22 protein-coding genes, 2 tRNA genes and 1 other RNA gene are annotated in these 23,187 nt (G+C 71.6%); 10 read left to right on the top strand and 15 right to left on the bottom strand.

Translation table 11 applies throughout. From position 1 onward, the window contains the following. Nucleotides 1-18: 18 nt before the first annotated feature. From recR to ACFSDF_RS02335, 6 genes are all read right to left on the bottom strand, one after another. Nucleotides 19-615 (bottom strand): recombination mediator RecR, encoded by a 597-nt coding sequence (gene recR / locus ACFSDF_RS02360; protein ID WP_167001161.1) that lies wholly within the window; start codon nt 613-615, stop codon nt 19-21. Nucleotides 616-618: 3 nt separating this feature from the next. Next, nucleotides 619-963 carry a YbaB/EbfC family nucleoid-associated protein gene (locus tag ACFSDF_RS02355; RefSeq protein ID WP_167002243.1) on the bottom strand — a complete coding sequence of 115 codons (345 nt, stop codon included), beginning with the start codon at nt 961-963 and terminating at the stop codon, nt 619-621. A 104-nt stretch (nt 964-1,067) separates the two neighbouring features. Then, the gene (locus tag ACFSDF_RS02350; RefSeq protein WP_167001159.1) at nt 1,068-1,514 is read right to left on the bottom strand and encodes a hypothetical protein; all 447 of its coding nucleotides are present in this window, start codon (nt 1,512-1,514) and stop codon (nt 1,068-1,070) included. Further along, a complete protein-coding gene (locus ACFSDF_RS02345; RefSeq protein ID WP_377155971.1) occupies nt 1,514-3,649 on the bottom strand; it encodes an MMPL family transporter in 2,136 nt (711 codons plus the stop codon). The genes ACFSDF_RS02350 and ACFSDF_RS02345 overlap by 1 nt, the downstream gene beginning before the upstream one ends. 143 nt (nt 3,650-3,792) lie before the next feature. Continuing rightward, entirely contained in the window at nt 3,793-4,443 is a 651-nt protein-coding gene (locus tag ACFSDF_RS02340; protein ID WP_182397129.1) for a response regulator, read from the bottom strand. Then, nucleotides 4,440-5,588: a sensor histidine kinase gene (locus ACFSDF_RS02335; protein ID WP_377155969.1), complete on the bottom strand. Its 1,149-nt coding sequence runs from the start codon at nt 5,586-5,588 to the stop codon at nt 4,440-4,442. Before ACFSDF_RS02335 ends, ACFSDF_RS02340 begins: the two co-directional genes overlap by 4 nt. A gap of 146 nt (nt 5,589-5,734) precedes the next feature. Here ACFSDF_RS02335 and ACFSDF_RS02330 point away from each other — a divergent pair, with 146 nt between their 5' ends. Genes ACFSDF_RS02330 through ACFSDF_RS02310 form a run of 5 tightly spaced genes read left to right on the top strand, consistent with a single transcriptional unit; the run spans nt 5,735 to nt 10,116 of the window. Beyond that, entirely contained in the window at nt 5,735-7,585 is a 1,851-nt protein-coding gene (locus tag ACFSDF_RS02330; protein WP_377155967.1) for a hypothetical protein, read from the top strand. A 1-nt stretch (nt 7,586) separates the two neighbouring features. Next, on the top strand, nt 7,587-7,784 hold the full coding sequence (locus ACFSDF_RS02325; protein WP_167249374.1) for a hypothetical protein: 198 nt from the start codon (nt 7,587-7,589) through the stop codon (nt 7,782-7,784). After that, nucleotides 7,781-8,227: a hypothetical protein gene (locus tag ACFSDF_RS02320; RefSeq protein WP_167249376.1), complete on the top strand. Its 447-nt coding sequence runs from the start codon at nt 7,781-7,783 to the stop codon at nt 8,225-8,227. Before ACFSDF_RS02325 ends, ACFSDF_RS02320 begins: the two co-directional genes overlap by 4 nt. After that, nucleotides 8,224-9,576, top strand: a complete 1,353-nt coding sequence (locus ACFSDF_RS02315; protein ID WP_377155964.1) for a hypothetical protein — start codon at nt 8,224-8,226, stop codon at nt 9,574-9,576. The genes ACFSDF_RS02320 and ACFSDF_RS02315 overlap by 4 nt, the downstream gene beginning before the upstream one ends. Before the next feature lie 45 nt (nt 9,577-9,621). Next, entirely contained in the window at nt 9,622-10,116 is a 495-nt protein-coding gene (locus ACFSDF_RS02310; RefSeq protein WP_208322228.1) for a DedA family protein, read from the top strand. Nucleotides 10,117-10,119: 3 nt separating this feature from the next. Here the strand turns inward: ACFSDF_RS02310 and ACFSDF_RS02300 are convergent, their stop codons facing one another. From ACFSDF_RS02300 to ffs, 6 genes are all read right to left on the bottom strand, one after another. Then, entirely contained in the window at nt 10,120-12,810 is a 2,691-nt protein-coding gene (locus ACFSDF_RS02300) for an aminodeoxychorismate synthase component I (RefSeq protein ID WP_465264187.1), read from the bottom strand. After that, nucleotides 12,807-13,814 carry an alpha/beta hydrolase gene (locus ACFSDF_RS02295; RefSeq protein WP_377155962.1) on the bottom strand — a complete coding sequence of 336 codons (1,008 nt, stop codon included), beginning with the start codon at nt 13,812-13,814 and terminating at the stop codon, nt 12,807-12,809. The genes ACFSDF_RS02300 and ACFSDF_RS02295 overlap by 4 nt, the downstream gene beginning before the upstream one ends. 87 nt (nt 13,815-13,901) lie before the next feature. Then, a complete protein-coding gene (locus tag ACFSDF_RS02290; RefSeq protein ID WP_377155960.1) occupies nt 13,902-15,116 on the bottom strand; it encodes a hypothetical protein in 1,215 nt (404 codons plus the stop codon). A gap of 110 nt (nt 15,117-15,226) precedes the next feature. Then, nucleotides 15,227-17,203, bottom strand: coding sequence for a DNA polymerase III subunit gamma and tau (locus ACFSDF_RS02285; RefSeq protein WP_377155958.1), 1,977 nt, complete (start codon nt 17,201-17,203; stop codon nt 15,227-15,229). Nucleotides 17,204-17,503: 300 nt separating this feature from the next. Continuing rightward, nucleotides 17,504-18,094, bottom strand: coding sequence for a carboxymuconolactone decarboxylase family protein (locus ACFSDF_RS02280; RefSeq protein WP_208322226.1), 591 nt, complete (start codon nt 18,092-18,094; stop codon nt 17,504-17,506). Nucleotides 18,095-18,139: 45 nt separating this feature from the next. Beyond that, an RNA gene (gene ffs, locus ACFSDF_RS02275) (signal recognition particle sRNA small type) lies at nt 18,140-18,236 on the bottom strand. Between the two features lie 91 nt (nt 18,237-18,327). Between ffs and ACFSDF_RS02270 the strand changes: the two genes are divergently transcribed. The 3 genes from ACFSDF_RS02270 (at nt 18,328) to ACFSDF_RS02260 (ending at nt 19,508) form a co-directional block, all read left to right on the top strand. Then, nucleotides 18,328-18,415, top strand: a tRNA-Ser gene (locus tag ACFSDF_RS02270). 263 nt (nt 18,416-18,678) lie between these two features. Further along, entirely contained in the window at nt 18,679-18,975 is a 297-nt protein-coding gene (locus tag ACFSDF_RS02265; protein ID WP_167001140.1) for a type II toxin-antitoxin system VapB family antitoxin, read from the top strand. A 2-nt stretch (nt 18,976-18,977) separates the two neighbouring features. Continuing rightward, on the top strand, nt 18,978-19,508 hold the full coding sequence (locus ACFSDF_RS02260) for a LytR C-terminal domain-containing protein (RefSeq protein WP_243842911.1): 531 nt from the start codon (nt 18,978-18,980) through the stop codon (nt 19,506-19,508). 51 nt (nt 19,509-19,559) lie between these two features. Here the strand turns inward: ACFSDF_RS02260 and ACFSDF_RS02255 are convergent, their stop codons facing one another. Further along, on the bottom strand, nt 19,560-20,801 hold the full coding sequence (locus tag ACFSDF_RS02255; RefSeq protein ID WP_377155955.1) for a chymotrypsin family serine protease: 1,242 nt from the start codon (nt 20,799-20,801) through the stop codon (nt 19,560-19,562). A 130-nt stretch (nt 20,802-20,931) separates the two neighbouring features. Between ACFSDF_RS02255 and ACFSDF_RS02250 the strand changes: the two genes are divergently transcribed. Beyond that, nucleotides 20,932-21,864, top strand: coding sequence for a siderophore-interacting protein (locus ACFSDF_RS02250; RefSeq protein ID WP_377155953.1), 933 nt, complete (start codon nt 20,932-20,934; stop codon nt 21,862-21,864). Nucleotides 21,865-21,903: 39 nt separating this feature from the next. Then, a complete protein-coding gene (locus tag ACFSDF_RS02245) occupies nt 21,904-22,557 on the top strand; it encodes an HAD family hydrolase (protein ID WP_377155951.1) in 654 nt (217 codons plus the stop codon). Between the two features lie 52 nt (nt 22,558-22,609). Here ACFSDF_RS02245 and ACFSDF_RS02240 read toward each other — a convergent pair. Then, nucleotides 22,610-22,694, bottom strand: a tRNA-Ser gene (locus ACFSDF_RS02240). A 51-nt stretch (nt 22,695-22,745) separates the two neighbouring features. Then, nucleotides 22,746-23,177, bottom strand: coding sequence for a tRNA adenosine(34) deaminase TadA (tadA, locus tag ACFSDF_RS02235; protein WP_377155949.1), 432 nt, complete (start codon nt 23,175-23,177; stop codon nt 22,746-22,748). Nucleotides 23,178-23,187: the final 10 nt, after the last annotated feature.

Here is a 23,187-nt window from a genome sequence, read left to right as displayed (position 1 = left end):
CCGTCAGTCCGCCCAGCGTCAGTCGACCGTACGGCGTCCCTCGAAGGCACGCCCGAGGGTGACCTCGTCGGCGTACTCGAGGTCACCGCCTACGGGTAGTCCACTGGCCAGACGCGTCACGCGCAACCCCAGCGGCTTGAGCATGCGGGTGAGATAGGTCGCCGTCGCCTCGCCCTCGAGGTTGGGGTCGGTGGCGAGGATGACCTCGGTGATCGCATCATCGGAAAGGCGCTGCATGAGCTCCCTGATGCGCAGGTCGTCGGGTCCGCGGCCATCGATGGGGGAGATCGCCCCGCCGAGGACGTGGTAGCGCCCGCGGAACTCACGCGTGCGCTCGATCGCGACGACGTCCTTGGACTCCTCGACGACGCACAGCACCGACGGGTCACGCCGTGGGTCGGCGCAGATGCGGCACGTCTCGGACTCGGCGACGTTGCCGCAGATCGCGCAGAACCGCACCTTCTCCTTGACCTCGGTGAGGACCTCGGCGAAGCGGCGTACGTCGACCGGGTCGGCGTCGAGGAGATAGAAGGCGATGCGCTGCGCGCTCTTCGGGCCGATGCCCGGGAGCCGGCCGAGCTCGTCGATCAGGTCTTGGACGACCCCTTCATACATGCGTCAGAACCCGAGCGCGCCCGCAGCGCCGCCGCCACCGAGGGCGTCGCCACCGCCGAAGCCACCCGCGAAGGGGCCCAGCTTGTCGGCCGCGAGCTGCTCGGCCTGGTCGTTGGCGTCACGGACCGCGGCCACGACCATGTCGCCGAGGAGCTCGGCGTCGTCCGGGTCGACGGCCTCAGGCTTGATCTCGACCGAGATCAGCTCGCCGGTGCCGGTGACGGTGGCCTTGACCAGCCCGCTGGCGGCCTCACCCGTGACCCTGGCCCGGCTCAGCTCCTCTTTGGCGGCGAGCAGCTGCTCCTGCATCTTCTGGGCCTGCTCGAGCAGCGCAGACATGTCGGGCATGCCGCCACCTGGCTGGCCGAGCCCGCCGAAATCATCACCGAACACCGGGACGTCCTCACGTGTCGTACGACCGACGGCACCGCCGCCGGATGTGCGACTCCAGCCTACCGGCGGGCACCGTCAGACCGGCCGACGCGGCGCATGCCGCTCGCGACCAGCCCGGCGACGAGCCCGACCACGGCGCCCGTGAAGAGGCTGCTCCCGAACGTCGCCGTGCGCAGCAGCGTCTCCTCCGCCCCCGCCGGGAGGTCGCCCTCCAGCGCCCCGCCGAGTGCCGGATCGTCCTCGAACGCCGAGTCCCACATCAGGTTGTGGCCGACGCCGAGCCCGATGCCGTACAGGAGTCCGACGACCACGAGCGTCGTGACGGGTGACGGGACGCGCGCTCGAAGGGCGACGAGGACCCAGACCGCAGGCGGCCCGAGCGCGAGCACGGCCATGGCGAGCGCGCCGACGTCGACCCCGAGGTCGTGCACCACGACGCGAGGCAGCGCAAGGGCGGCCAGCAGGAGGATCGCCCACACGGGGAGGCCGAGCCGAGGGCGGCCCATCACCGCTCACCCCGAGGACCGCGCGACGCCTCGATGGTCAGGCGGGGCAGGGCACGGTCCAACCAGCGGGGGATCCACCAGTTGCGGTCACCGAGCAGCTCCATGACCGCCGGTACGAGCACGAGCCGCACCAGCGTCGCGTCGATGAAGACCGCGAACGCGAGCCCGAACCCGAACAGCTGCAGCTCACGGCTGGACCCCAGCACGAAGCTGCCGAAGACGCACACCATGATCGCCGCGGCCGCCGAGATGACCCGCGCCGTACGCGCGAGCCCCTCGGCCACGGCGGCCGCGTTGTCGCCCGTACGGTCGTACTCCTCGCGGATGCGGGACAAGAGGAAGACCTCGTAGTCCATCGACAGTCCGAAGACGATCGCGATCAGCATCATCGGCACCCACGCTTCGATGGGCGCGCTGGCGCCGAGATCGAGCAGCTCGACACCCCACCCCCACTGGAACACCGCCACCACCGCCCCGAACGCGGCACCGAGTGAGAGCAGGTTGACGAGCACCGCCTTGATCGCGACCGCGAGCCCGCGGAACACGGCGACAAGCAGCACGAGCGCCGCGCCGAGCACGACCGCAAGGAAGAGCGGAAGGCGCTCCGCGGTGTAGTCGGCGAAGTCGACCGCCGCCGCCGTCGCCCCACCGAGCGCGACCTCGAGCCCGTCGCTCGCGGGCACGACGTCGTCGCGGATGCGGTGCACGAGGTCGGTCGTCGCCTCGTCCTGCGGGCCTGTCGTCGGGATCACCTGGAGGAACGCAACGTCGCCCGCAGCAGAGAACACCGGTGGAGTCGTCGCGGCGACACCTGGCGTTGCTGCCAGCGTGTCGGCCAGGGTCTCCACCTCGTCAGGACCCGCACCCTCCTCCAGCGCGGCCGCGACGACCAGCGGGCCGTTGGCGCCTGGGCCGAAGCCCTGCGCCACGAGGTCGTACGCCCGCCGGCTGGTGTCGCTGGTCGGGCGCGTGCCGGCGTCGGAGAACCCGAGCCGCAGGTCGAGGACCGGAAGCGTGAGCAGGACGAGCACCGCGGTCGCCGCAAGGGCGGCCGGCCACGGCCTGCGCTGCACCACACGGCTCCACCGGCGGGCGAGACGTCCGCCGTCGGAGGTCGTACGACGCCGGTGCACCGAGAGCCGGTCGATCCGCCGGCCGGTGATCGCCAGCATCGCGGGCAGCAGCGTGACGGCCGCCAGCATGGTGACGAGCACCGAGCCCGCGATACCCATGGCGACCCCGGTGATGACCTTGAGGTCCATCAGCACCAGGCCGAGCGAGGCGATGACTACTGTCACACCGGCGAACAGGACCGACCGGCCGGCGGTGCTCTGCGCGAGGACGACCGCGCGAGCCGGGTGCGCGCCAGCCGCGAGAACCTCCCGATAACGCGTGACGACGAGCAGCGCGTAGTCGATGCCGACACCGATCGCGATCATCGCCGCGACCGGGGCGGCAAAGCTGGGCATGTCGACGGCCCGCGCTCCGAGTCCCACCAGGGCGACGCCACTCGCCGCTCCGACGACACCGACCAGGATCGGCAGCACCATCGCGAACACGGACCCGAAGGCGAAGAGCAGGATCACGATGGCTGCGAGGACGCCGATCATCTCGCTCGGCGGGCCGCTCTCGCTCTCCTGCTCCGCACCGAGGCCGCCGACCTCCACGGTCAGCCCGTCGGAGGCGAAGGTCTCGCGCAGGTCGGCCAGGTCGTCCCGAAGCTCCGCGGTCGCCTCCGCGTCCTGGGTGGGCAGCCCGACCGTGACGTAGCCGGTCGTACGGTCAGGCGAGAGCTGGTGGGCACCCTCGGGGGCGAACGGACCGACGACGCTCGCGTCCGGGACGCGGTCCGCGACCTCGTCGACCATCGACGCCACCTGCTCACGCACCGGCGCCTGGTCCAGCCCGTCCTCGCGGTGCAGCACGAGCTGTGCCTGCGTCCCGGCGCCGGACGAGAACCCGCCGGCCTCCAAGATCTGCACGGCGCGGTCGCTCGGCGACCCGGGCAGCTCGTAGTCGTCGCTGGTCTCACCTCCGAACGTGCCGGACAGCGCCGACAACGCCACCACGACGAGGATCCACCCCACCACCACGAACCATCGCGCGCTCTGGCAGGCGCGAGCGAGTCTCTCCATGACGTCCACTTCCCTCTCCGGCGTTCGACACGTCGCCGATCAACCACGCGTCGATCGACCACGCTAGGAGCGCGGGAAGGCCGGATCAGTCCCTCAGGAGCGACAGTCCGATCGCCTCTGGACGTACGCGGCTCAGGGTCGCGTCAGTCGACGAGTCCGGCCCGGTGTGCCAGCACGACCAGCTGGGCTCGGTCACGGGCGTCGAGCTTGGTGAGCAGACGGCTGACGTACGTGCGCGCCGTCTCGCGGGAGAGGAAAAGGGCCTTGCCGATCTCCTCGTTCGTCAGCCCGAGGCCCACCTGGGTGAGCACCTCGACCTCACGCTCGGTGAGCCCGGCGAGCTTCTCCTCTCGGGTCTTGCGGGTCGGGAGCCGAGCGACGCGGTCCATCAGCTGGCGCAGCACCCCCGGCGCGATCTGGGCGCGCCCGTCCGCGGCGTTACGGACCGCTCGCCGCAGCTCGTCGGCGTCGATGTCCTTGAGCAGGTAGCCGTTGGCCCCCGCGGCGATCGCCTCCACCACGTCGTCTCCGTCATCGAAGGTCGTCAGGACGAGCACCGGTGTCTGCGCGAGCAGCGGCTCGGCCCGCATCGCCCGGATCGCCTCCGCCCCGGACATCACCGGCATCTGGAGGTCCATGAGGACGACGTCCGGCCGAAGCTCCCGCGCCACCCGCAGCGCCTCGCGGCCGTCGCTCGCCTCGCCGGCGACCGTGATGTCGTCGGTGTTCTGCATGATCGCGCGCAGCCCGTGCCGCAGGAGGACCTGGTCGTCGACGAGCATCAGCCGGATCACGGGGCGCCCCCGGCCGTCACCGGCATCGTCGGGATCGAGGCCTCCACGACCCACCCGCTCGCGCCGGCGTCGACCTCGAGCGTGCCGCCGAGGTCCGTAACCCTCTCCCGCATGCCGCTCAGGCCGTGCCCAGGCCGGATCTGCGGGGGTACGGCGGCCGTACCGTCGTCGACGACGCGGACGCCGAGCAGCCCCGGCTCCCGCAGGCGCACCCGCACGCTGATGCTCCGCCCGTTCGAGTGACGCAGGGTGTTCGTGATCGCCTCCTGGACGAGGCGGAACGCGGCGGCTCCGACCTCGGGCGCCACGTCGACCGGATCCACCTGCACGTCGACGGCGTACCCGGCGGCGGTGGGCGCGGCCCCGAGGCGGCCCACCTGGTCGAGTCCCGCGTCGGGCTCGAACCGCCCGCTGCCCCGCAGCACGGCGACCGTGCGCCGCAGGTGGGACGACGCGTCGGTGATCGACGACCGTACGAGCTCGTGGGCGTCGTCGCGCTCTTTGGCGTCGCCGACCTCACGGGCGACGACGGAGTAGAGCGAGGCGACCGACAGCGAGTGCCCGATCGAGTCGTGCAGCTCACGCGCGAGCCGCATCCGTTCCTCCCGCCCCTCCACGACCTGGTCCAGCTCGCCCTGGCGGGTGAGCAGGCGCGAGACCTGCTCGGTCCGCCGCCGCAGGTGCCGCCCGACGCGGACGCTGTGCCCGAGCGCGATCGCAGCGGCGATGAGGGCCGCGTGCGTGATGAACTCGTACCCGACGACCAGAGACACGTTCTGGCCGGTCGCGACCCGGTATGCCGTTGACAGGCCGAGCGTGAGGGTCCCAGTGACGATGGCCGCGCGCAGATGGCCCATCTCCGCGGCCGAGTAGAGCGCGGCCGCGATCGGCACCGCGACGCCGATCGCGGGGAGGCCGGCCGCGTAATAGCTGAAGAAGCCGAGCGTCGTGAGCACGAGCACCAGCACCGGGTGGCTTCGCCGGATGAGCATGAGGAGACCGAGCCCGGCGGCCCACAGGTACGCCAGCGGGTTCACGTCGCCCGCGCGCCCCTCGTGGGAGCTGGCGACGACGGCCAGCACGACCGCGACGCTGACGCACAGCAGCACGTCCGTCCTGCGTGGGGTCATGATCGCCGTTCTCACACGATGATGCTAGGGCGGCGGGGGCGACGGCGCGGTCGTCGACGAGCGACGGTCGGGTCTCCTGCGAGTGACTCATCCCGTGGATGAGCGAGCCACGCGATACATGACCGTTGACATGTGCCATCGCCAATGTCACACTCCCTCGCATGGCCGACACCGCCCTGTACGACGCCCTGCTCGCCGCCGAGCAGCGCCCCGCCGGCGGAGCCGCACTCGACCAGGTGATCGGCATGTCCGTCGCCTCTGCGGTGATCTTCGCGGGCCTCCTCTGGATCGCCTGGGCGCACCGGACGCGTCGCATCACCTGGCTCCAGCGCCTCGGCGATCACGCCGAGCAGCGCCTCGGCCGTCCGGGCTGGGTCGCGGTCCCCGGCGGCCTCCTCGCGCTCGCCCTCGTCACCGCGTTCCTCGGCTTCATCTGGGACGTGAGCCTGCACGCCGGCGTCGGCCGCGACGAGGGCCCGTTGGCCAACCCGGCGCACTACCTGATCCTCGTCGGCCTCTTCCTCACCTTCATCGCCGGCGCGACCGCGATGGTCCTTCCCCTCGACGAGGTGCCCGGGCCCGCGGCGGTCAAGATCACCCGCGCCTGGCGCGTCCCGGTCGGCGGTCTCCTCGTCGCAGGGTCTGGCCTGTACGCCCTGATCGGCTTCCCGCTCGACGACGTCTGGCACCGCATCTTCGGTCAGGACGTCACGCTGTGGGGGCCGACCCACCTCATGCTCATCGGTGGGGCCGGGCTGTCGCTCGTCGGCATCCTCACCCTGCTGCGGGAGGGCGACCTCGCCCAGGGCAAGACCGTCCAGTCGCTGCGCGAGCTGCGCGTACGCATCGCGTACACCGCCGCGTTCGGCGGACTCCTGATCGGCCTGTCGGTGTTTCAGGTCGAGTACGACTTCGGCATCCAGCAGTTCCGTCAGCCGCTTCACCCGATGATGATCGCGGCGGCCGCCAGCCTGGCTCTCGTCGCGGCCAGGCGCGTGCTCGGCGCATGGGGCGCGATCCTCGCCGTGCTGTTCTACCTCGCGGTGCGGGTCGGCACCGCCGTCATCGTCGGCCCCGTCCTCGGCGAGGCGTACAACGTCTTCCCCCTCTATCTCGGCACCGCCGTCGTCATCGAGCTGCTGGCTCTGATCGCCCCGCTCTCTCGCCACCGGCTGCTCTTCGGCGCGGTCGCGGGCCTCGGCCTCTCGACCGTCGGGCTCGCCCTCGAGGGCCTGTGGGTCCAGGCGGCGTTCGTCCTTCCCTGGACCAGCGGCATGTGGCTCGAGGGCCTGCTGATGTCGGTTCCGGTGGGGGTGCTCGCCGGCATGGCGGGAGCCCTGCTCGGGACGGCGCTCACGACCGGCGACATCCCCGGCAAGGCGGTGTGCCGGACGATCATCGTGGCCGGCGTCGTCGCGGTGTCCGTCTCGCTCGGCAACGGGCTCTGGGCCACCGTCCCCGACGCGAGCGCGACCGTCCAGCTCACCGACGTCGACGCCGACCCTGCGACTCGTACGGTCGAGGCCCGCGTGACGTTCGACCGGGTCGACCTGCCCAGCGACAACCCGACGTGGGTGCAGATCACGGCGTGGCAGGGCGGCGGCGAGGGCGTCGTCGTGGACCGGCTCCGCGAGACCGCGCCCGGCGTGTGGGAGACGACTCGGCCGGTGCCCGTCCACGGCACGTGGAAGACCCTGGTCCGCGTGTCCGACGACCGCATCCTCGCCGCGGTCCCGATCTGGATGCCCGCCGACGAGGCGATCGGCGCCAAGGAGCTCGCAGCACCGGCGACGTTCACCCGCGCCTTCGTCCCGGAGACCTCGATCCTCCAGCGCGAGAAGAACGCCGATCATCCGGCGTGGCTCTGGAACGCCGCCTGCACCGTCGTCGCGATCTGCTCGCTGCTGCTGATCTGGGCCCTGTCGTGGGGGGTGGCCCGGGTCGCCCGTTCGACGCCCCGCAGCACGCCCGCCGAGCGCCGCGCGGACGACCGACCACCCGCGCTCGTCTGACATGCCTCCCGATGCGATCCTTCTCGCGCACCACCCCCTGCTCCTCGCGGTCCCGGCGTTCGTCCCGGCGATCGCGATCACGCTGGTCGTGCTCGTGATCGCCAAGCGCGACCGCATCGCCGAGGCCCGCGAGCTCGCCGCGCAGGAGGCCGACACCCACGACCACATCGCCCCGCCCGTCCAGGAGGACGACCGATGACCCCGCCCCGTACGCTCACCGTTCTCGCGCTCGGCCTCGCAGGCATGCTCACGCTCACGGGCTGCGGCAGCCAGAGCGCCGGCTCCGCGAGCGCGGTCGAGACGGAGCCCCCTGCATCCGTCTCGTCGGCGACCGCGGCCACGCCGTCGGGATCTGCGACGCCGACGCTCGACGCGGAAGGTCTCGTCATCGTGGTGAGCATCGCCGGCGGCAAGATCCGCCCGCTGGGCAAGGCGTACGACGCCGAGGTCGGCGAGACGATCACCCTCGACGTCACCTCCGACACCGATGACGAGCTCCACCTCCACGCCGAGCCCGAGCAGACCTTCGCCGTCACCAAGGGCACGCGGTCGTTCACCTTCGAGGTGGACGTCCCCGGCAGCGTCTCTCTGGAGTCCCACCACCTCGGAGGGACGATCGCCACGATCGACGTCCGGCCTTGACGCTCATCGACGGCACAGTCTTCGCCCACGGGGTCGGTGGGTCCACCGACCTCCCCCTCCCGTTGGCGTACGCGATGGTCGGCGCCGCCTGGGCGCTGGCCCTCTCCTTCGCCGTCCTCGCACTCGCGTGGCGGCGTCCCCGTCTCGACCCGAGCACGCCCGGGATCGCGCTGCCGCTGTGGATCACCCGCACGGTCGACAGCGGCCCCTCCCACGCCGTCCTGGGCGTGCTCGGCGTCGGGTTCACCGCCTGGGTCGCGCTCGCGGCGTTCGGCGGTGAGCCCGGTCCCACCAACGGAGCGCCGGGCGCGTTCTACGTGCTGCTCTGGGTGGGCATCGTCCCGCTGTCCCTGCTGTGCGGGCACGTCTGGGCCTACGTCTCGCCCGTACGAGCACTCCACCGCGCCGCCTGCTGGGCGTTGCGGCGCGACCCGGCGACGGGTGTGTGGGCCTATCCCGCGCGGCTCGGCTACTGGCCCGCCGCCTCGGGCCTGCTCGCGTTCGTGTGGACCGAGCTCGCGTCGCCGGACCCCGGCGCGCTGGAGACCGTACGGGTCTGGCTCGTGGCGTACGTCGTCGTCGGGGTGCTCGGCGGGCTCGCCTTCGGCCGGCGGTGGTTCGAGCGAGCGGACCCGTTCGACCTGTACGCGGCGTTCGTCGCCGCGCTGTCGCCGTTCGGACGACGCTCACCGGATGACCGCCGGATCGTTGCCCGCAACCCGCTGTCGAACCTCGCCGGCCTCCCGGTCGACCGCGGCATCGTCGCCGTCGTCGCGGTGCTGCTCGGATCGACCGCGTTCGACTCCGCGCTCGGCACGTCGTGGTGGATGACGGAGGTGCAGTCCTGGTACGCCGGGTCGCCGGCGCTCGCCGTCTCGTACAAGTCCCTCGGGCTGGTCGCGATGATCACGCTCGTCGGTGGCATCTTCGTCCTGGCCGCACGCGCGACCGGCGGGCTCGCCGGGGTCCAGCGGCGCGCGATGCCGGGCGAGCTGGCGCACTCGCTGGTGCCGATCGTGGTCGGGTACGTCGGCGCGCACTATCTGTCGTACCTCGTCGAAAAGGGTCAGCGCACCGTCATCGCCCTCGCCGACCCGCTCGACCGCGGCTGGGACCTGCTCGGCCTCGGCGGTCTCGAGGTCTCGTACTGGTTGTCCGAGCACCCCCACCTGCTCGCCGTCCTCAAGGTCGGGCTCGTCCTCACCGGCCACGTCCTCGGGGTCATCGCCGCGCATGACCGCTTCATCCGCCTGCTGCCTCGTGCGCACCACCTCACCGGCCAGCTCGCGCTGATGCTGGTGATGGTCGGCTACACGTTCCTCGGGCTGTTCCTCCTGTTCGCGGGGTGAGGGCGGCTGTCCGGCGTGTGGGCCGGGGTTCCTAGGCTGGTGCCTGTGGATCGCCCCGAAGGACCCGCCGTCACGGTGTGGCTGTTCTTCTTCGTCGTCGTCTTCCTGAGGGCGCAGGCGACGTACTGGATCGCGCGGGTCGCCGCCGTCCAGGTGCTCACCCGCCCCCATCCGACCGGCGGTTTGCGAGCCCGCACCCACGACTGGCTCGAGGGCGACTCGGCCCAGCGCGGCGCCGATGTCGTACGACGGTGGGGCGCGCTCGCGGTGCCCGTCTCGTTCCTGACCGTCGGTGCGCAGACCGTGATCAACGCGGGCGCGGGCGTCGTCCAGATGCCGTTCATGCGCTATCTGCTCGCGATGATCCCCGGCTGCATGGCGTGGGCGCTGGTGTGGACGACGATCGGGATGTCGGCGTTCTACGCGGCGGTCGGTGCCGGTCTGACGACGGGGTGGGGCATCGCGCTCGCGGCGCTCACCGTCGTCGGCGTGGTCGCCGCCGTGGTCGTGTTCCGCCGCCGCTCACGGGCTCGGGCGTAGGGGTCACGCTCGAACGTCTGGGGACAGGAAGTTCGCGAGGAGATCGTGCCCACGCGGGGTCAGGATCGACTCCGGATGCACCTGCACGCCCTCGACCGGGTGCTCGCGGTGACGCACGCCCATGAGCACGCCCTCGGCGTTCCAGGCGGTCGGGACCAGCGCATCGGGGAGGCCCTCCACGATGAGTGAGTGGTAGCGCGCCGCGACCAACGGCCCGTCCATCCCTGCATACACGCCGAGCCCGTCGTGGTGGATCAGCGACGGCACGCCGTGCACCGGACGCGGCGCCCGCACGACCCGCGCCCCGTACGCCTCGCCAATCGCCTGGTGCCCGAGGCAGACGCCCAGGATCGGCGTGGACGAGCCGAACGCACGGACGGCGTCGACGCTGACACCGGCTCCGGAGGGCGCGCCCGGTCCGGGCGAGAGGACGAGGTGCGTGAACGCTCCGGCACGGCGCATCCGCTCCAGCGCGTCGACGTCGACCGCGTCGTTGCGCACCACGGTGGCCTGGGCACCGAGCTCCCGCACGTACTGCGCGAGGTTGTGCACGAACGAGTCGTAGTTGTCGATGAGCAGCACCCGCGCACCCGCCCGCGACGAATCTTGAGGAGTTGCGCCCACGAGCGGGGCCGAATCCCTCAAGTTCGGTGGGGCCGAGGTATCGAGGCTTCGCAACCAAGCGGTCGTACGGCCGGGAGCGCGCTGCACCACGCCCTCGACCTCCGTCACGGCACGGACCCGGCCGATCGCGTTGGTGACGAACAGCTCCGTCGCGCCGGCGAGCTCGGCGAGCGCGATCCGGCGCTCGTGGACCGGCACCGCCCGCGCGCGCAGCAGCCCGAGGACCACCTCCCGCGTCACGCCGGGCAGGATCCGCCCGTCGAGCGCCGGGGTGTGGACGCCGTCGTCGAACACTGCGAACACGTTGCCCCGTCCGGTCTCCAGGACGCTGTCGTCCGTGTCGACGAGCAGCGGGTCGCGCGTCGGCGTCCACGGCGCGCCCGGAAGCGTGTCCAGCAGCGCGCGGTCGCGCCACTTCGCGTCGCCGAGGCCGCCAGGGACGACGACGGGCCGCAGGGTCCACGGGTCCGACGGCACGACTCCGGCCGGTGTCGTACGGACGTCGACGGCGCCCGTACGGGGATCGAGCGCCAGCCGCAGGCGGTGCGAACCGGCGAGGTCGGTCGCGGCATCACCCGCACGTAGGGCGAGGTCGTCGGCGTCGAGCGCGATGCCGTACACCGCCCGCGCGGCATCCGCGAGGCGCGTGACGTGTCCGTCGAGGTCGACGGGGACGCCGTCGCGGACGAGGAGCGTGTCGAAGATGCCGGAGGCGGGGTCGGGGGGACGGTCTCGATACACGGCTCGCCCTGGGGGGCTCGCCGCTCCTCGACCCACGGGACCCGAGCTCGCCGCTCCACCGGCGAACGTCCCGCCCACGGCACGCAGGAGCGGGGTCGCCTTCGTGAAGCACTCGCGCAGCTCGTCGTCGGGGTCGGAGTCCGCGACCACACCACCGCCGACACCGAGCCATACGTGCTCGCCGCGCACCTCGAACGTCCGGATCGCCACGTTTGCCTCGAGGCCGCGCGGCCCCGCGTAGCCGACCGCGCCGGTATAGACCTCCCGCCCCGTCGCCTCCAGCTCGCCAATCACCTGCATCGCGCGGACCTTCGGCGCGCCCGTGACCGAGCCGGGCGGGAACGACGCCCGCAGCACGTCGGCGTCACTCGTCCCCGGGAGCAGCACCGCCTCCACGTCCGACACGAGGTGCCACACCCCGGCGTGCGGGCGCGGCGCCGCGGTCGCCGTGACCTCCACGGTGCCGGTCCGGGCCACGCGGCCGAGGTCGTTGCGGACCAGGTCGACGATCATCACGTTCTCGGCGCGGTTCTTCACCGAGGCCGCGAGCTCCGCCGGGTCAGAGTCCGCCGGCGCCGTCCCCTTGATCGGCGACGACACCACGCGGTCACCGGTCCGGCGCACGTACAGCTCGGGTGACAGGCTCACCACCGTGCCCGTACGACCCGCGACGAACGCCGCGTACGCGGGGCGCAGCTCCTCGACGCCCGCGAGGAACATCTCGAGCGGGTCGCCGCTCAGCCGAGACTCGAGGCGCAGGCAGATGTTCGCCTGGAAGATGTCGCCCGCGTGGATGTGCGCGATCGCCCGCCGCACGGCCTCACGGTGCGCGTCGAGCCCGGGCACGGCGACGAACGGCTCGAGTGCGTACGGCGCCGCAGCCGGCTCGGGGCCCGCCAGCAGCGCCGCCAGCGCGTCCCACCGTCGCTCGGCCGCCTCGGGCGCGGCCACCGACTCGAACCACCACACCCCGTCCGGCTCGCGCCGCAGCACGGTGTCGTAGCGCGCGAGGTCGGCGTCGGGCAGCGGGTACGGCCGCGGGGGCGCCTCGCCGATGTCCTCGAGCCGGGCGCCGAGCGGGTATCCCCACCAGCCGATCCACGTGCCCGCCGCCGTCGCCGACGCGGCGGCGCCGTCCGCCGGCCCCGTCCCGAGATCGAACGGATCCTCGTCGGCGCCGAGCAGCCGGTCGGGCTCGTACGCGACGAGATTGTGCCCGTCGTCCCACGCCCCGACCAGGGCCACGAGCCGGTCGCGGTCGCGGAGCCGGCGCAGCAGCGCACCGGTCGCGACCGGCCCGACCCGCCGGCGCACGGCGGGACCGGTCATCCGGCCGGGAGCTCCTGGGGCCCCACGACAAGCCGCGCCTCCTGACGCAGCCACGTGTCGACGACCTCGTACGCGCGCTTGCGCGGGCCCTCGGTCGACAGGAAGACGTCGTGACGCGCTCCCTCGATCGGCACCACGTGAGTGTCGCCGCCCAGGCAGCCCGACCAGCGCGCGATCTGGCGCACGTCGAGCACGGCGTCAGCGGAGTCGACGGCGTCGGAGTAGTCGCTCGCGACGTGGCTGCGGGTCGAGCGCAGGACGAGCGCGGGCACCCCGATGTCGAGGCCGCGGTGGAACCGGGCGTGGGCGAGCCGGATCGCACGCAGCCACCCGAACGTCACGGGGAAGCCCGAGATCGGCTTCCAGGCGGTGTTGAACTCCCACTCACCGAAGTGCGACGAGGCCAGGCTCGCCCCGTACGCGTCGCCGGGCGGCAGCTTGATGACGGTCGTCGGCTTCACGCGGCCGACGAGCTTGACGACCTCGGTGCCGACCGAGCGCAGGTAGGGCGCGCCCTGCAGGTCGAACCACGGGCTGTTGAGGATCAGCCCGGCGACCCCGTCACCGCGCTCCCCGGGCGTACGGCGGCGGTCGAGCCACAGCGGCAGGATCAGCCCGCCGGTCGAGTGCGCCGCGAGAACCACGTCGCCAGCCTGCTCGGCACGCACGATCGCCAGCGCCCGCTCGAGCTCGGCGTCGTACAGCGCGAGGTCGGAGACGAAGTGTGCGGTGTGCCCCGGCTGCAGCGAGCGACCGCACTTGCGGAGGTCGAGCGCGTAGAACGCAAACCCGCGCGCCGCGAAGAAGTCGGCGAGCTCGGTCTGGAAGAAGTAGTCACTGAACCCGTGGACATAGAGAACCGACCCGGTCGGCGTCTCGTCGGCGTGCGGCACGCGGCGTACGAGGGTGGCGTCGATGCGGCCCTCGCCGTCGGGGTCCTCGCCCAGGTCGATGCGGTGCTGCTCGTACCCGGGGCCCAGCACGTCCGGCTGCCAGCTGGTCATTGGCGCTCCTCTCGCGGCCGCTCGCCCGCGACCTCCACGTCGAAGCGTACGGGGAGGCGCGGACGAGCGGCCACGGTCTGCCGTGAGTCAGCCGACCTTCTCGAACGGGGTCGGCGTCGCCCCCGTCCAGCGGTAGAGGTCGAGCGCACCGGTCTGCTTCTTGACGCCGTCCTCGACGACGGGACCGCCGGAGGCCCCGTAGAAGTAGCCTCCTCCGACCGACACGAGCCCGTACGACGCGTCGAACGTCCAACCGAAGGTCGACGACGCCGGGTCGTACTGCCCGGCAGGCAGCAGCGACAGGTGGTCTCCGAGCTCCGGCTCGGCCTGCCCGCGCACGACCGCCTGGTACGGGGGACGGTCGCCATCGACGACGAACAGCGAGTAGTTCGGGTAGCCCGGCTTGGTGCCCTTGTAGACCGCGAGGAACCAGTGCCCGGACGCTTCGTCGTACTCGAGGTTCTGGACCCCGTACGTGGTGTTGCCGGTGAACACGAAGTACTTGTTGCGGACCTCGCGCGGCCCGCTGCGGTGCGGCGCGTCCTGGACGAGCGGCTTCTCGTAGCGGCGCCAGCTCGCGACGTCGTACTCGAGCAGCACCTGGTTGTCGTTGTCGATGCGGTCCTTGTGGGCATACACCCCGTATGCGACGCGCAGCACCTGCTTGCCCTTCGCCCTGCCCCTGTCCTTGCCGGCGGCGGGGCCGAACGCGACACCGTCGATGCCGCTGCTGCCGTAGCGGTGATCCGCCGTGTTGCCGGTGTCGCCGTCGAACACGCCGTCACGGTCCATGTCGGCGGTGAAGTCCTCGACGACCTCCGGGAGATAGACGGTCGTCATGATGCCGTCGGTCTCGGCGTCCATGCCGATGCGGTCGATCTTGGCGCCGTCGAAGATCGCGATGTAGAAGGCTTCCTCGGCCTTGTACTCCAGCGACCCGTAGACACGGCCGTCGTGCGTGTTGAGGTCGAGGTCTCCGAGGTGGCCCGTGAGACCGGTGACTGTCCCGAGGACGTTGCCTTCGAGGTCGGTCTTGACGAGCACCTGGGTGAACGACCAGTAGACGACGCCCTCATGCTCGTCGATCGCGGCGCCCTGGACGTGGCTCGTCGGCCAGGCACCGCCGTCGATGTGGCGTGGGAGTACGGGTGGTTTGACCGGTGCGCCCGCGCGGGCGTCTGTGGAGGCGGCGGGGCCGGTCGTACGGTCGGCCGCGGGTTCGGCGACGGCGGATGCGGCGGGTAGGACAAGCGCTGCGGCTGCCAGGAGGGCGGCCCCGGATCGTGCGATCGAGTGGCGCATGGATTCCTCTCGTCGGTGTGCTTGTGCACATCGAACCTAGAGGAGTTGGCGACAATCCGACATCGAGGCGACGAGACGACAAACCTCCGACGACGCCCGCGTCGCCGACCTCAGTCGTGCGGGATCTCGCTGATGACCTGCGCGCCGAGCGTGCGGCTGAGGAGCTCCTCGTGGCTCAGGCCGTCGTTGTCCATCGCGGGATCGTCGGCACGCGCGTGATGGTCGGGGTCGTACGCCTCCGGGCGACCGGAGTCCTCGCGCAGAGTCGCGCGGGCGGCGGCGATCGCGTCGGCGCTCGCGCGCTCCGGTCGCGTCGGGGCAGGAGGCACCACGGAAGCGGTGGGCGCCTCGGGCGCAGCCCCTTGCGACGACTCGGGCGGAGCCGCAGCCGCCGGCGCCGGGGACTCCGGCGGACGCTGGTGCGGCGCAGGTGTCGGAGGCAGAGCGCCCCCTGCGGCGGACGGGTCGACGACCGCCTCGACACGCCACGTCCCGCCGAGGACCTCGGAGAGTGCGGTGCCGAGGATGCCGTCCGAGCCGCTGCGGGCGAACGAGTCGCGCGCACCGGCGTTGACGAGACCGACGGTGACGGTGTTGCCCTCGAGCGAGTGCACCTGGGCGTTCTGGCTGAGCATGACCCAGGTGAACCGCCGCAGCGCGCGCACCTTGTCGAGGATGTCGGGCCACAGTCGGCGAACGTCGGCGACTCCGACCGTGCCCGGCGTCGCGGGCGGCTGCTCGGCCCGTGCCACGACGGGAGCCGCTGCAGGTGCCGCTGCGGGTGTGGGCGTCGGCGCCGTCGCCGTCGACGCAGGGGCCGCCACAGGCGCGGGGGCCGGCGCCGGCGTGGGGGCCGGCGCCGGCGTGGGAGCAGTAGCGGGAGCCGGAGCTGGCGCAGCAGCCTGCGGGGCGTCGCCCACCATCGCCAGTCGTCGCTCGATCCTGTCGAGCCGCGCCTGGATGCCGTCGGGCGTGGCGTCAGCACCGGGCAGGAGGATGCGCGCACAGACGAGCTCGAGCAGCAGCCGCGGCGCCGTGGCCCCGCGCAGCTCGGTCAGCCCCGCACTGACGACGTCGGCAGCACGGGTCAGGTCGGCACGGCCGAACCGCGCGGCCTGGTTCTCGATGCGCTCTGCACGGTCGCCGGGGATGTCGATGAGGCCGATCGAGATCGCGTCGGGCACGTTCGCGACGATCACGAGGTCGCGCAGGCGCTGGAGGAGGTCCTCGGCGAAGCGGCGCGGGTCCTGCCCCGTCTCGACGACCTTGTCGACTGCGGCGAAGACCGCTCCACCGTCTCCCGCGGCAAAGGCGTCGACGACCTCGTCGAGCAGCGAGTCAGGCGTGTAGCCGAGCAGCGCCGCGGCGAGGTCGTACGTGACCCCCAAGTCGTCGGCACCGCTGATCAGCTGGTCGAGCACGCTCAGCGTGTCGCGAACCGAGCCGCCGCCGGCACGGACGACGAGCGGGAGCGCGGTCGGCTCCAACGGCACCCCCTCCGTACGGCCGAGCTCCTCGAGGTACGAGGTGAGGACCTTCGGCGGGACGAGCCGGAACGGGTAGTGGTGGGTCCGCGAGCGGATCGTGCCGATGACCTTCTCGGGCTCGGTCGTCGCGAAGATGAACTTGAGGTGCGGGGGTGGCTCCTCGACGAGCTTGAGCAACGCGTTGAAGCCCTGGCTCGAGACCATGTGGGCCTCGTCGATGATGTAGACCTTGTAGCGGCTGTTGACCGGGGCGAAGAATGCCCGCTCGCGCAGGTCACGCGCGTCGTCGACACCACCGTGGCTCGCGGCGTCGATCTCGATGACATCGATGCTGCCGGGGCCACCGCGCGCGAGGTCGCGGCAACTCTGGCACTCACCGCACGGGTCGGCGACAGGAGCACGCTCGCAGTTGAGGGCGCGCGCGAGGATGCGGGCGCTCGTCGTCTTGCCGCAGCCGCGCGGACCTGAGAACAGGTAGGCGTGGTTGACGCGGTTGTTGGCCAACGCGTGCCGCAGCGGCTCGGTCACATGCGTCTGGCCGATCACCTCGGCAAAGGTCTCCGGGCGATACCGCCTGTACAACGCCATGGGTTCGTCCACGCCTCAACCCTAACGATCGCTCCTGACGGTCGACGGGGACCGCTGGCTATACGCAAGGCCCCACGACACGTCGGCGTCGCGGGGCCTTCCGGGGGTTTGCTTCCTCGCACGGCGCCCGAGGCGCACTTGCACTGTCCTACCGTGCAGTTCGCGCACCGTGCAAGGGTCAACGGCGACTTTTTTCACTATTCAGAGGGTCATGCACAGGCACTGCGTGACCATCCACAGACAAGTGCTGTTCATCCACATTTTTCCCACAGGCTGCCCACACGGCCTTGACACCCCCAGCCCGTATCGCGCTCACGTCGAGTGCTCGCGCGCGGGAGCCCGCCCGTACGTGACCGCCTCGACGACCTCCTGCGGCGCCCTCTCCACCAGCTGCCGGTCGGGTTGTGCGCCCAACGCGTCGTTCACCGTCGCGTAGGCGAGCCGGAACGCGACGAACACCGTGGCCTCGAGGACCGCGCGGTCGTCCAGGCCGACGGCGCGCAGCCGCGCGACGTCGTCGGGCGTGGTCGCGTTGGGGTCGCGGACGACGCCAGCGGCCCATGCGGCGAGCGCCGCAGTGCGCGGGTCGAGGGCGTCCAGCCGCGCCTCGATCACCGCGGCCGCGGTCGCCGGGTCGGTGAGCCCGGCGAGCCGACGACCCCACGCGAACGAGCAGTACGAGTCGCCGCGGGCCGAGGCCGCTGCCACCACGAGGACGGCCCGGTCCTCGTCGGTGAGCGTGCTGTCCGTGGCGACCGCGGCACGTGCGGCGGCGAACGCGTCGTTGACGTCGGGCCGCCAGGCCCACAGCCGCGTGAGGTTGTCTACGTAGCCGCCGTCGTCGCGGTCCGCGGCATACATCGCGGTGACGGCATCGGCGTGGGGAGGTTCGTCGAGGAACATCCGACCAGCATGGTCCCGGCACGGGTCTCGCAGGTGGTCAGGACATGAAAAGGTCCCTCGCGCACCCGATAGAGCTCACTTACCCTTGCTGCCTTCCGGCCCTGGGGGAGTTGGGCGAGATATCGCCGCGCGAGGGACTTCCGTCATCCTACCGACACCGACCAACGGCGTCGTCGTCGGGCTACACCGGGCCCGATTCACGGCCGCGTCGCGCGAACAGGTAACCTGCTCGCGGAGGATTCGCATAGTGGCCTAGTGCGCACGCTTGGAAAGCGTGTTGGGTTAACGCCCTCAGGGGTTCGAATCCCCTATCCTCCGCCAGGTGATCTCACGAGATCGACAAGAGGCCGGGCTCCAGACGGGGCCCGGCCTGTTGTCTCTCCGGATCTGGCCTTCTGGCGCCCTCACTGCTCGTGCCCAGCAAGACACCGCTGATCGGCAGCGCCCGGTCACCATGTGTGCGGGTGTGGCGATGGCCAGCGGCACCATCCTCGAGCGCACGTGACGAGCGACCGCCCTCCACACCGCGCCACGCGCGCCCGCGCACGCGAAGGCGCCGAGGCCCGCCTGACTACACTGCAGTGGTGATCTTCCGAGGAGTGGGCGAGGGCAAGCCGTACCCAGAGCACGGCCTGACCCAGAGCCAGTGGGCGAAGCTGCCTCCGCAGCAGGTCCGACTGGACACGCTCATCACGATCAAGCGACAGCTCGATCTGGCCAGCCTCCTCGACGAGGACTCGACGTTCTTCGGCGACCTGTTTCCGCACGTCGTCGGTTGGCAGGGCGGGCTCTACCTCGAGGACGGTCTGCACCGCGCACTGCGTGCAGCCCTCCAGCAGCGCCAGGTGATGCACGCTCGCATCTACACGATGGACAGGTGACCATGAGCCGGGGGTTGCGCACGTTCCTGACGATGTCGGTGCTCACCGCCGTCCTCGTCGGCGGCACCTACATGGGTGTCCGCCTGCTGTTCGCCAAGCCACCGAGCCTGCCCGAGGTCGCGGCCAACACCTGCCGCAACCGCACGCTCGAGCCCGGCGAGCAGCTCTCCACCAACCAGGTGCGGGTCAACGTCCTCAACGCCGGCGGCCGCTCCGGCATGGCCAACCGCACGATGATCAACCTGCAGACCGCAGGCTTCCTCCCGGGAACGATCAGCAACGCGCCGGAAGACGCCCGCATCGCCAACGTCCGTGTGGTGGCCCGCGAGCCCAACCGCGTCGACGCCCGCCTGGTCGGCGCGCAGTTCAAGGGCAAGGTTCAGTACACGAAGGGCGCACCCGGCGACGACGCGAGCGTCGAGGTCCTCATCGGCAAGAAGTTCGCCGGCATGAAGAAGAAGCAGATCGAGTCGATCAAGGCCAAGAACCGCGTGACGATTTGCGTCCCGGACCTGACCGAGCCGGTGTCCTGACGCACGTCCGTGTCCTGACGGCCGAGGTGGCCGCCAGGACACGGAGCGGGCTCAGCTCGTGATCGCCACGACACCTAGGTGGTTGGAGATCGAGGCGTAGCGCTCGGCGTACAACCGCACGCCGCTCATGTCGTACGCGATGACCATGCCCCGGATCGAGGCCCGCGCGAGCGAGGTGTTGCGCTGGTAGACAGGGCCGCCGCTGTCGCCCTTGCGGACGATCACCCGGTCGTCGTCGCGCCGCCCCCGCATGAGGTACGTGGTGCAGGTCGACGACACGTCCGGATCGTCGCAGTACGTCGCGGAGAGGCTCTTGATCTCGATCCCGCAGACCGACTTCGTCACCACGCCGGAGACGCACACCGAGTCGCCGACGTCACCGTCGTTCGCACCGGTGACCGTACGGACGTTGAAGTTGTCCAGGCCGTCGGTGTAGATCGAGTTGGTGTAGGAGGACCCGGCCAGTCGGGCCTGGTCGTAGTTGGGGTAGCCGGAGCGCCCGGCGGTCTGCCCGAAGTAGTACGCCCCCGAGTACCACGAGGTGCCGTTCGGGCCGCAGTGCCCGGCGGTCACCGAGTAGCGCGTGCTCGAGGTCTTGCTCTTGACCGTGAAGCCGGACGTGCAGCTGGTGCTCCCGGCCGTGATCTTCGCGCCACCCCAGTGCGGTGACGTGTCGGCCGTACGCGACGCCAGCGCGCTCTCCCCCGTGTAGCGGACGACGACCGCGCCCGGCTCCACCCCTTCGACCGGAGCGCGCTGGACGTCGAGACGTCCCGCTGCGGGGGCCGTACCCTCCACATCGACGACCACGGCACCGAGCTCGGGGTCGAGATCCATGCTGTAGCTGCTGCGCTGGGACGCGTCGCCTGCCCACGCCTGCGCGCTGACCTGGCGCCAGGCGGTCCGCAGCTCGTCCGCGCTCCGCTCGGAGGTGGTGATCCTGAGGCTGTTGCGAGCCCCTGCGGGAAGACCGGCCGTGAGCCGCGCGACCAGCGCCGCCGGGTCGGTCTCGCGGGTGACGACGACGTCGTAGCCGTCGGCGGCGCTCCCGAGGACTCCGATGATCCCCACGTCGAGGCCGACGGGCACACCGTCGGCGGGCTTCTCGCCCTGAGGGGTGAGAACGGCGGTCAGCCGTTGGGCCACCGCGCGCTGGACGGAGGTCACGGCCGCCGTCTCACTCGAGGTGGTTGCTTCGTCACCGGAGGCGGGACCGCCGGCTGAGGCGAGGAGGCCCGCGCTCAGGACGATCGCGAGGGCGGGGACGGTGATGAGCAGGCGTGGAGTCGGCATTGGGTGGCTCCTTCGTCGCAGGTTCCGTGCCCGAACGCTAGTGGCAGATCGGGAGGTCCGCTCGTCGAGCCTGGACCGGGAGCATTTCTTTGGTTAGCCTTACCTCTGGACCTGTTGCCGAGGAGGCTCCTTGACCACCACCACCGAGACCGCCGTTGCTGCATGGCGGTTCTTCGACGTCGAGGTCGCGCGCACGGTCACGCTCTCGCGCTCGTTCGTCCGCGTCACCTTCCGCGGCGACGACCTCGACCAGATGGCCGACAACGGGTTCGATCAGCGCATCAAGCTCATGCTCCCTGACGAGACCGGCAGCTACGCCTACGTGCCGTACGGCTCGGACTGGTATGACATCTGGCGCCGCCTGCCTGACGAGCACCGCAACCCGCTGCGCACGTACACGATCCGCTATGTCCGCCCGGCGCAGCGCGAGATCGATGTCGACATCGTTCTTCACGGCACCACCGGCCCAGCAGGGCGCTTCGCCGCGACCTGCCGACCTGGCACTCCCGCTGTGCTCATGGGCCCCAACGCGCTCCACCCGGGTCCCCACGGCGCGATCGAGTTCGCCGTGCCCGGCAGCGGCCGACCTCTGCTTCTCGTCGGCGACGAGACCGCGCTCCCCGCGATCGGCCGCATCCTGGAGGACCTCCCCGAGACCACGGTCGGTCATGTCCTCGTCGAGGTGCCGCACGCAGAGGACTTCACCGACCTCTCACGGCCCGCAGGAATGTCGCTGACGTGGATCGCCCGCGAGGGCGCACCACACGGCGAGAGCCTCGTCCCCGCCGTCCGTACGGTCGCCGACCAGCTCCTCGGCGGCGCACGAACCGCGGACGGCGCCACGGCCCTCGAGGACGTCGACATCGACGAGGGCTTGCTGTGGGAGGTCCCGCTCGACGACGCGGGCGTGCCGCTCCCGCCGACCGGAGACCTCTACGCCTGGCTCGCGGGCGAGGCGTCGGTCATCAAGACGCTGAGGCGCTTCCTCGTGTCCGAGCGCGGCGTGGACCGTCGCTCGGTGGCGTTCATGGGCTACTGGCGCGAGGGGCGCGCGGAGGGGTGACACGGGCTCACCAGCCTGTACGCCCGTAGTCTCCGGAGCATGATCGAGGCCGTGGTGTTCGACATGGACGGAGTGCTCGTCGACTCCGAGGAGCGCTGGGACGCCGCGCGCCGCGACGTGGTCGCCGCCGCGGGACGGCCGTTCCCGGACCACGCCACCCGCGCGATGCAAGGCATGAGCGCGCCAGAGTGGGAGCGCTACCTCCACGACGAGCTCGGCGTTCCCGACCCGCCGGACACGATCGGCCGAGCCGTCGTCGACGTGATGGCCGCCGGCTATCGCGACGCGCTGCCGCTCCTGCCGGGCGCCGTCGACGCGGTGACAGCGCTCGCCGCCTCGTACCGGCTCGCGGTCGCCTCGTCCGCCAACCGCGAGCTGATCGTGATTGTGCTAGAGCTCGCCGAGATCGCGACGCGCTTCGACGCCGTGGTCTCCAGCGAGGAGGTGCCGCGCGGCAAGCCGGCACCGGACGTCTATCTCGAGGCCGCGCGGCGGCTGGGCGTCGCGCCCGCCGCGTGCGTCGCCGTCGAGGACTCCTCCAGCGGGCTGCGCTCCGCGTACGCCGCAGGGATGGCGGTCGTGGCCGTGCCGAACCGTGCGTACCCGCCGGACACCGACGCACTCGCGCTCGCCGTGACTGTCGTGGACGACGCCGGCGCCGTCACGCCGGAGCTCGTCGCCGCACTGGGCTGAAGGGCGAGAAAGCAGCGAACCCCGCCCGGCTTCCCGGGCGGGGCTCGTACGGCGGTGGCGGTGGGATTTGAACCCACGGTAGGTTTCCCTACACAACATTTCGAGTGTTGCACCTTCGGCCGCTCGGACACGCCACCGCAGAAGAGATTACCGGACCTGCTCGGCGCCCTCCCAAGAGGGTCCGCGCTTCAGCGGTGCTCAGCGAAGAACGCCAGCAGTTGGGCCGACGCCTCCTCGGCACGCACCCCTCCGCGCACCTCCGGGCGGTGATTCAGCCGCCGGTCCCGTACGACGTCCCAGAGCGACCCGACCGCGCCCGCCTTCTCGTCGTACGCCCCGAAGACGAGACGCGAGACCCGCGCGAGGACGAGCGCGCCGGCGCACATCGTGCACGGCTCCAGCGTCACCACGAGGGTGCAGCCGTCGAGCCGCCACTCCCCGCGCGTGGCTGCCGCAGCGCGCAGCGCGACGACCTCCGCGTGGGCGGTGGGGTCGCCGTCGCGCTCGCGGGCGTTCCAGCCCTCGCCGAGGACGGCGCCCTCGGCGTCGACGACGAGCGCGCCGATGGGGACGTCGCCGGTCTGCGTCGCCCGGGAGGCGAGCGCGAGGGCGCGCGCCATGAGCGCATCG

Origin of the sequence: Mumia zhuanghuii, from assembly GCF_042681565.1 — a bacterium.
GTDB lineage: Bacteria > Actinomycetota > Actinomycetes > Propionibacteriales > Nocardioidaceae > Mumia.
The sequence above is the reverse complement of the archived record's forward strand: the minus strand, read 5'-3'. Positions and strand labels throughout refer to the sequence as shown.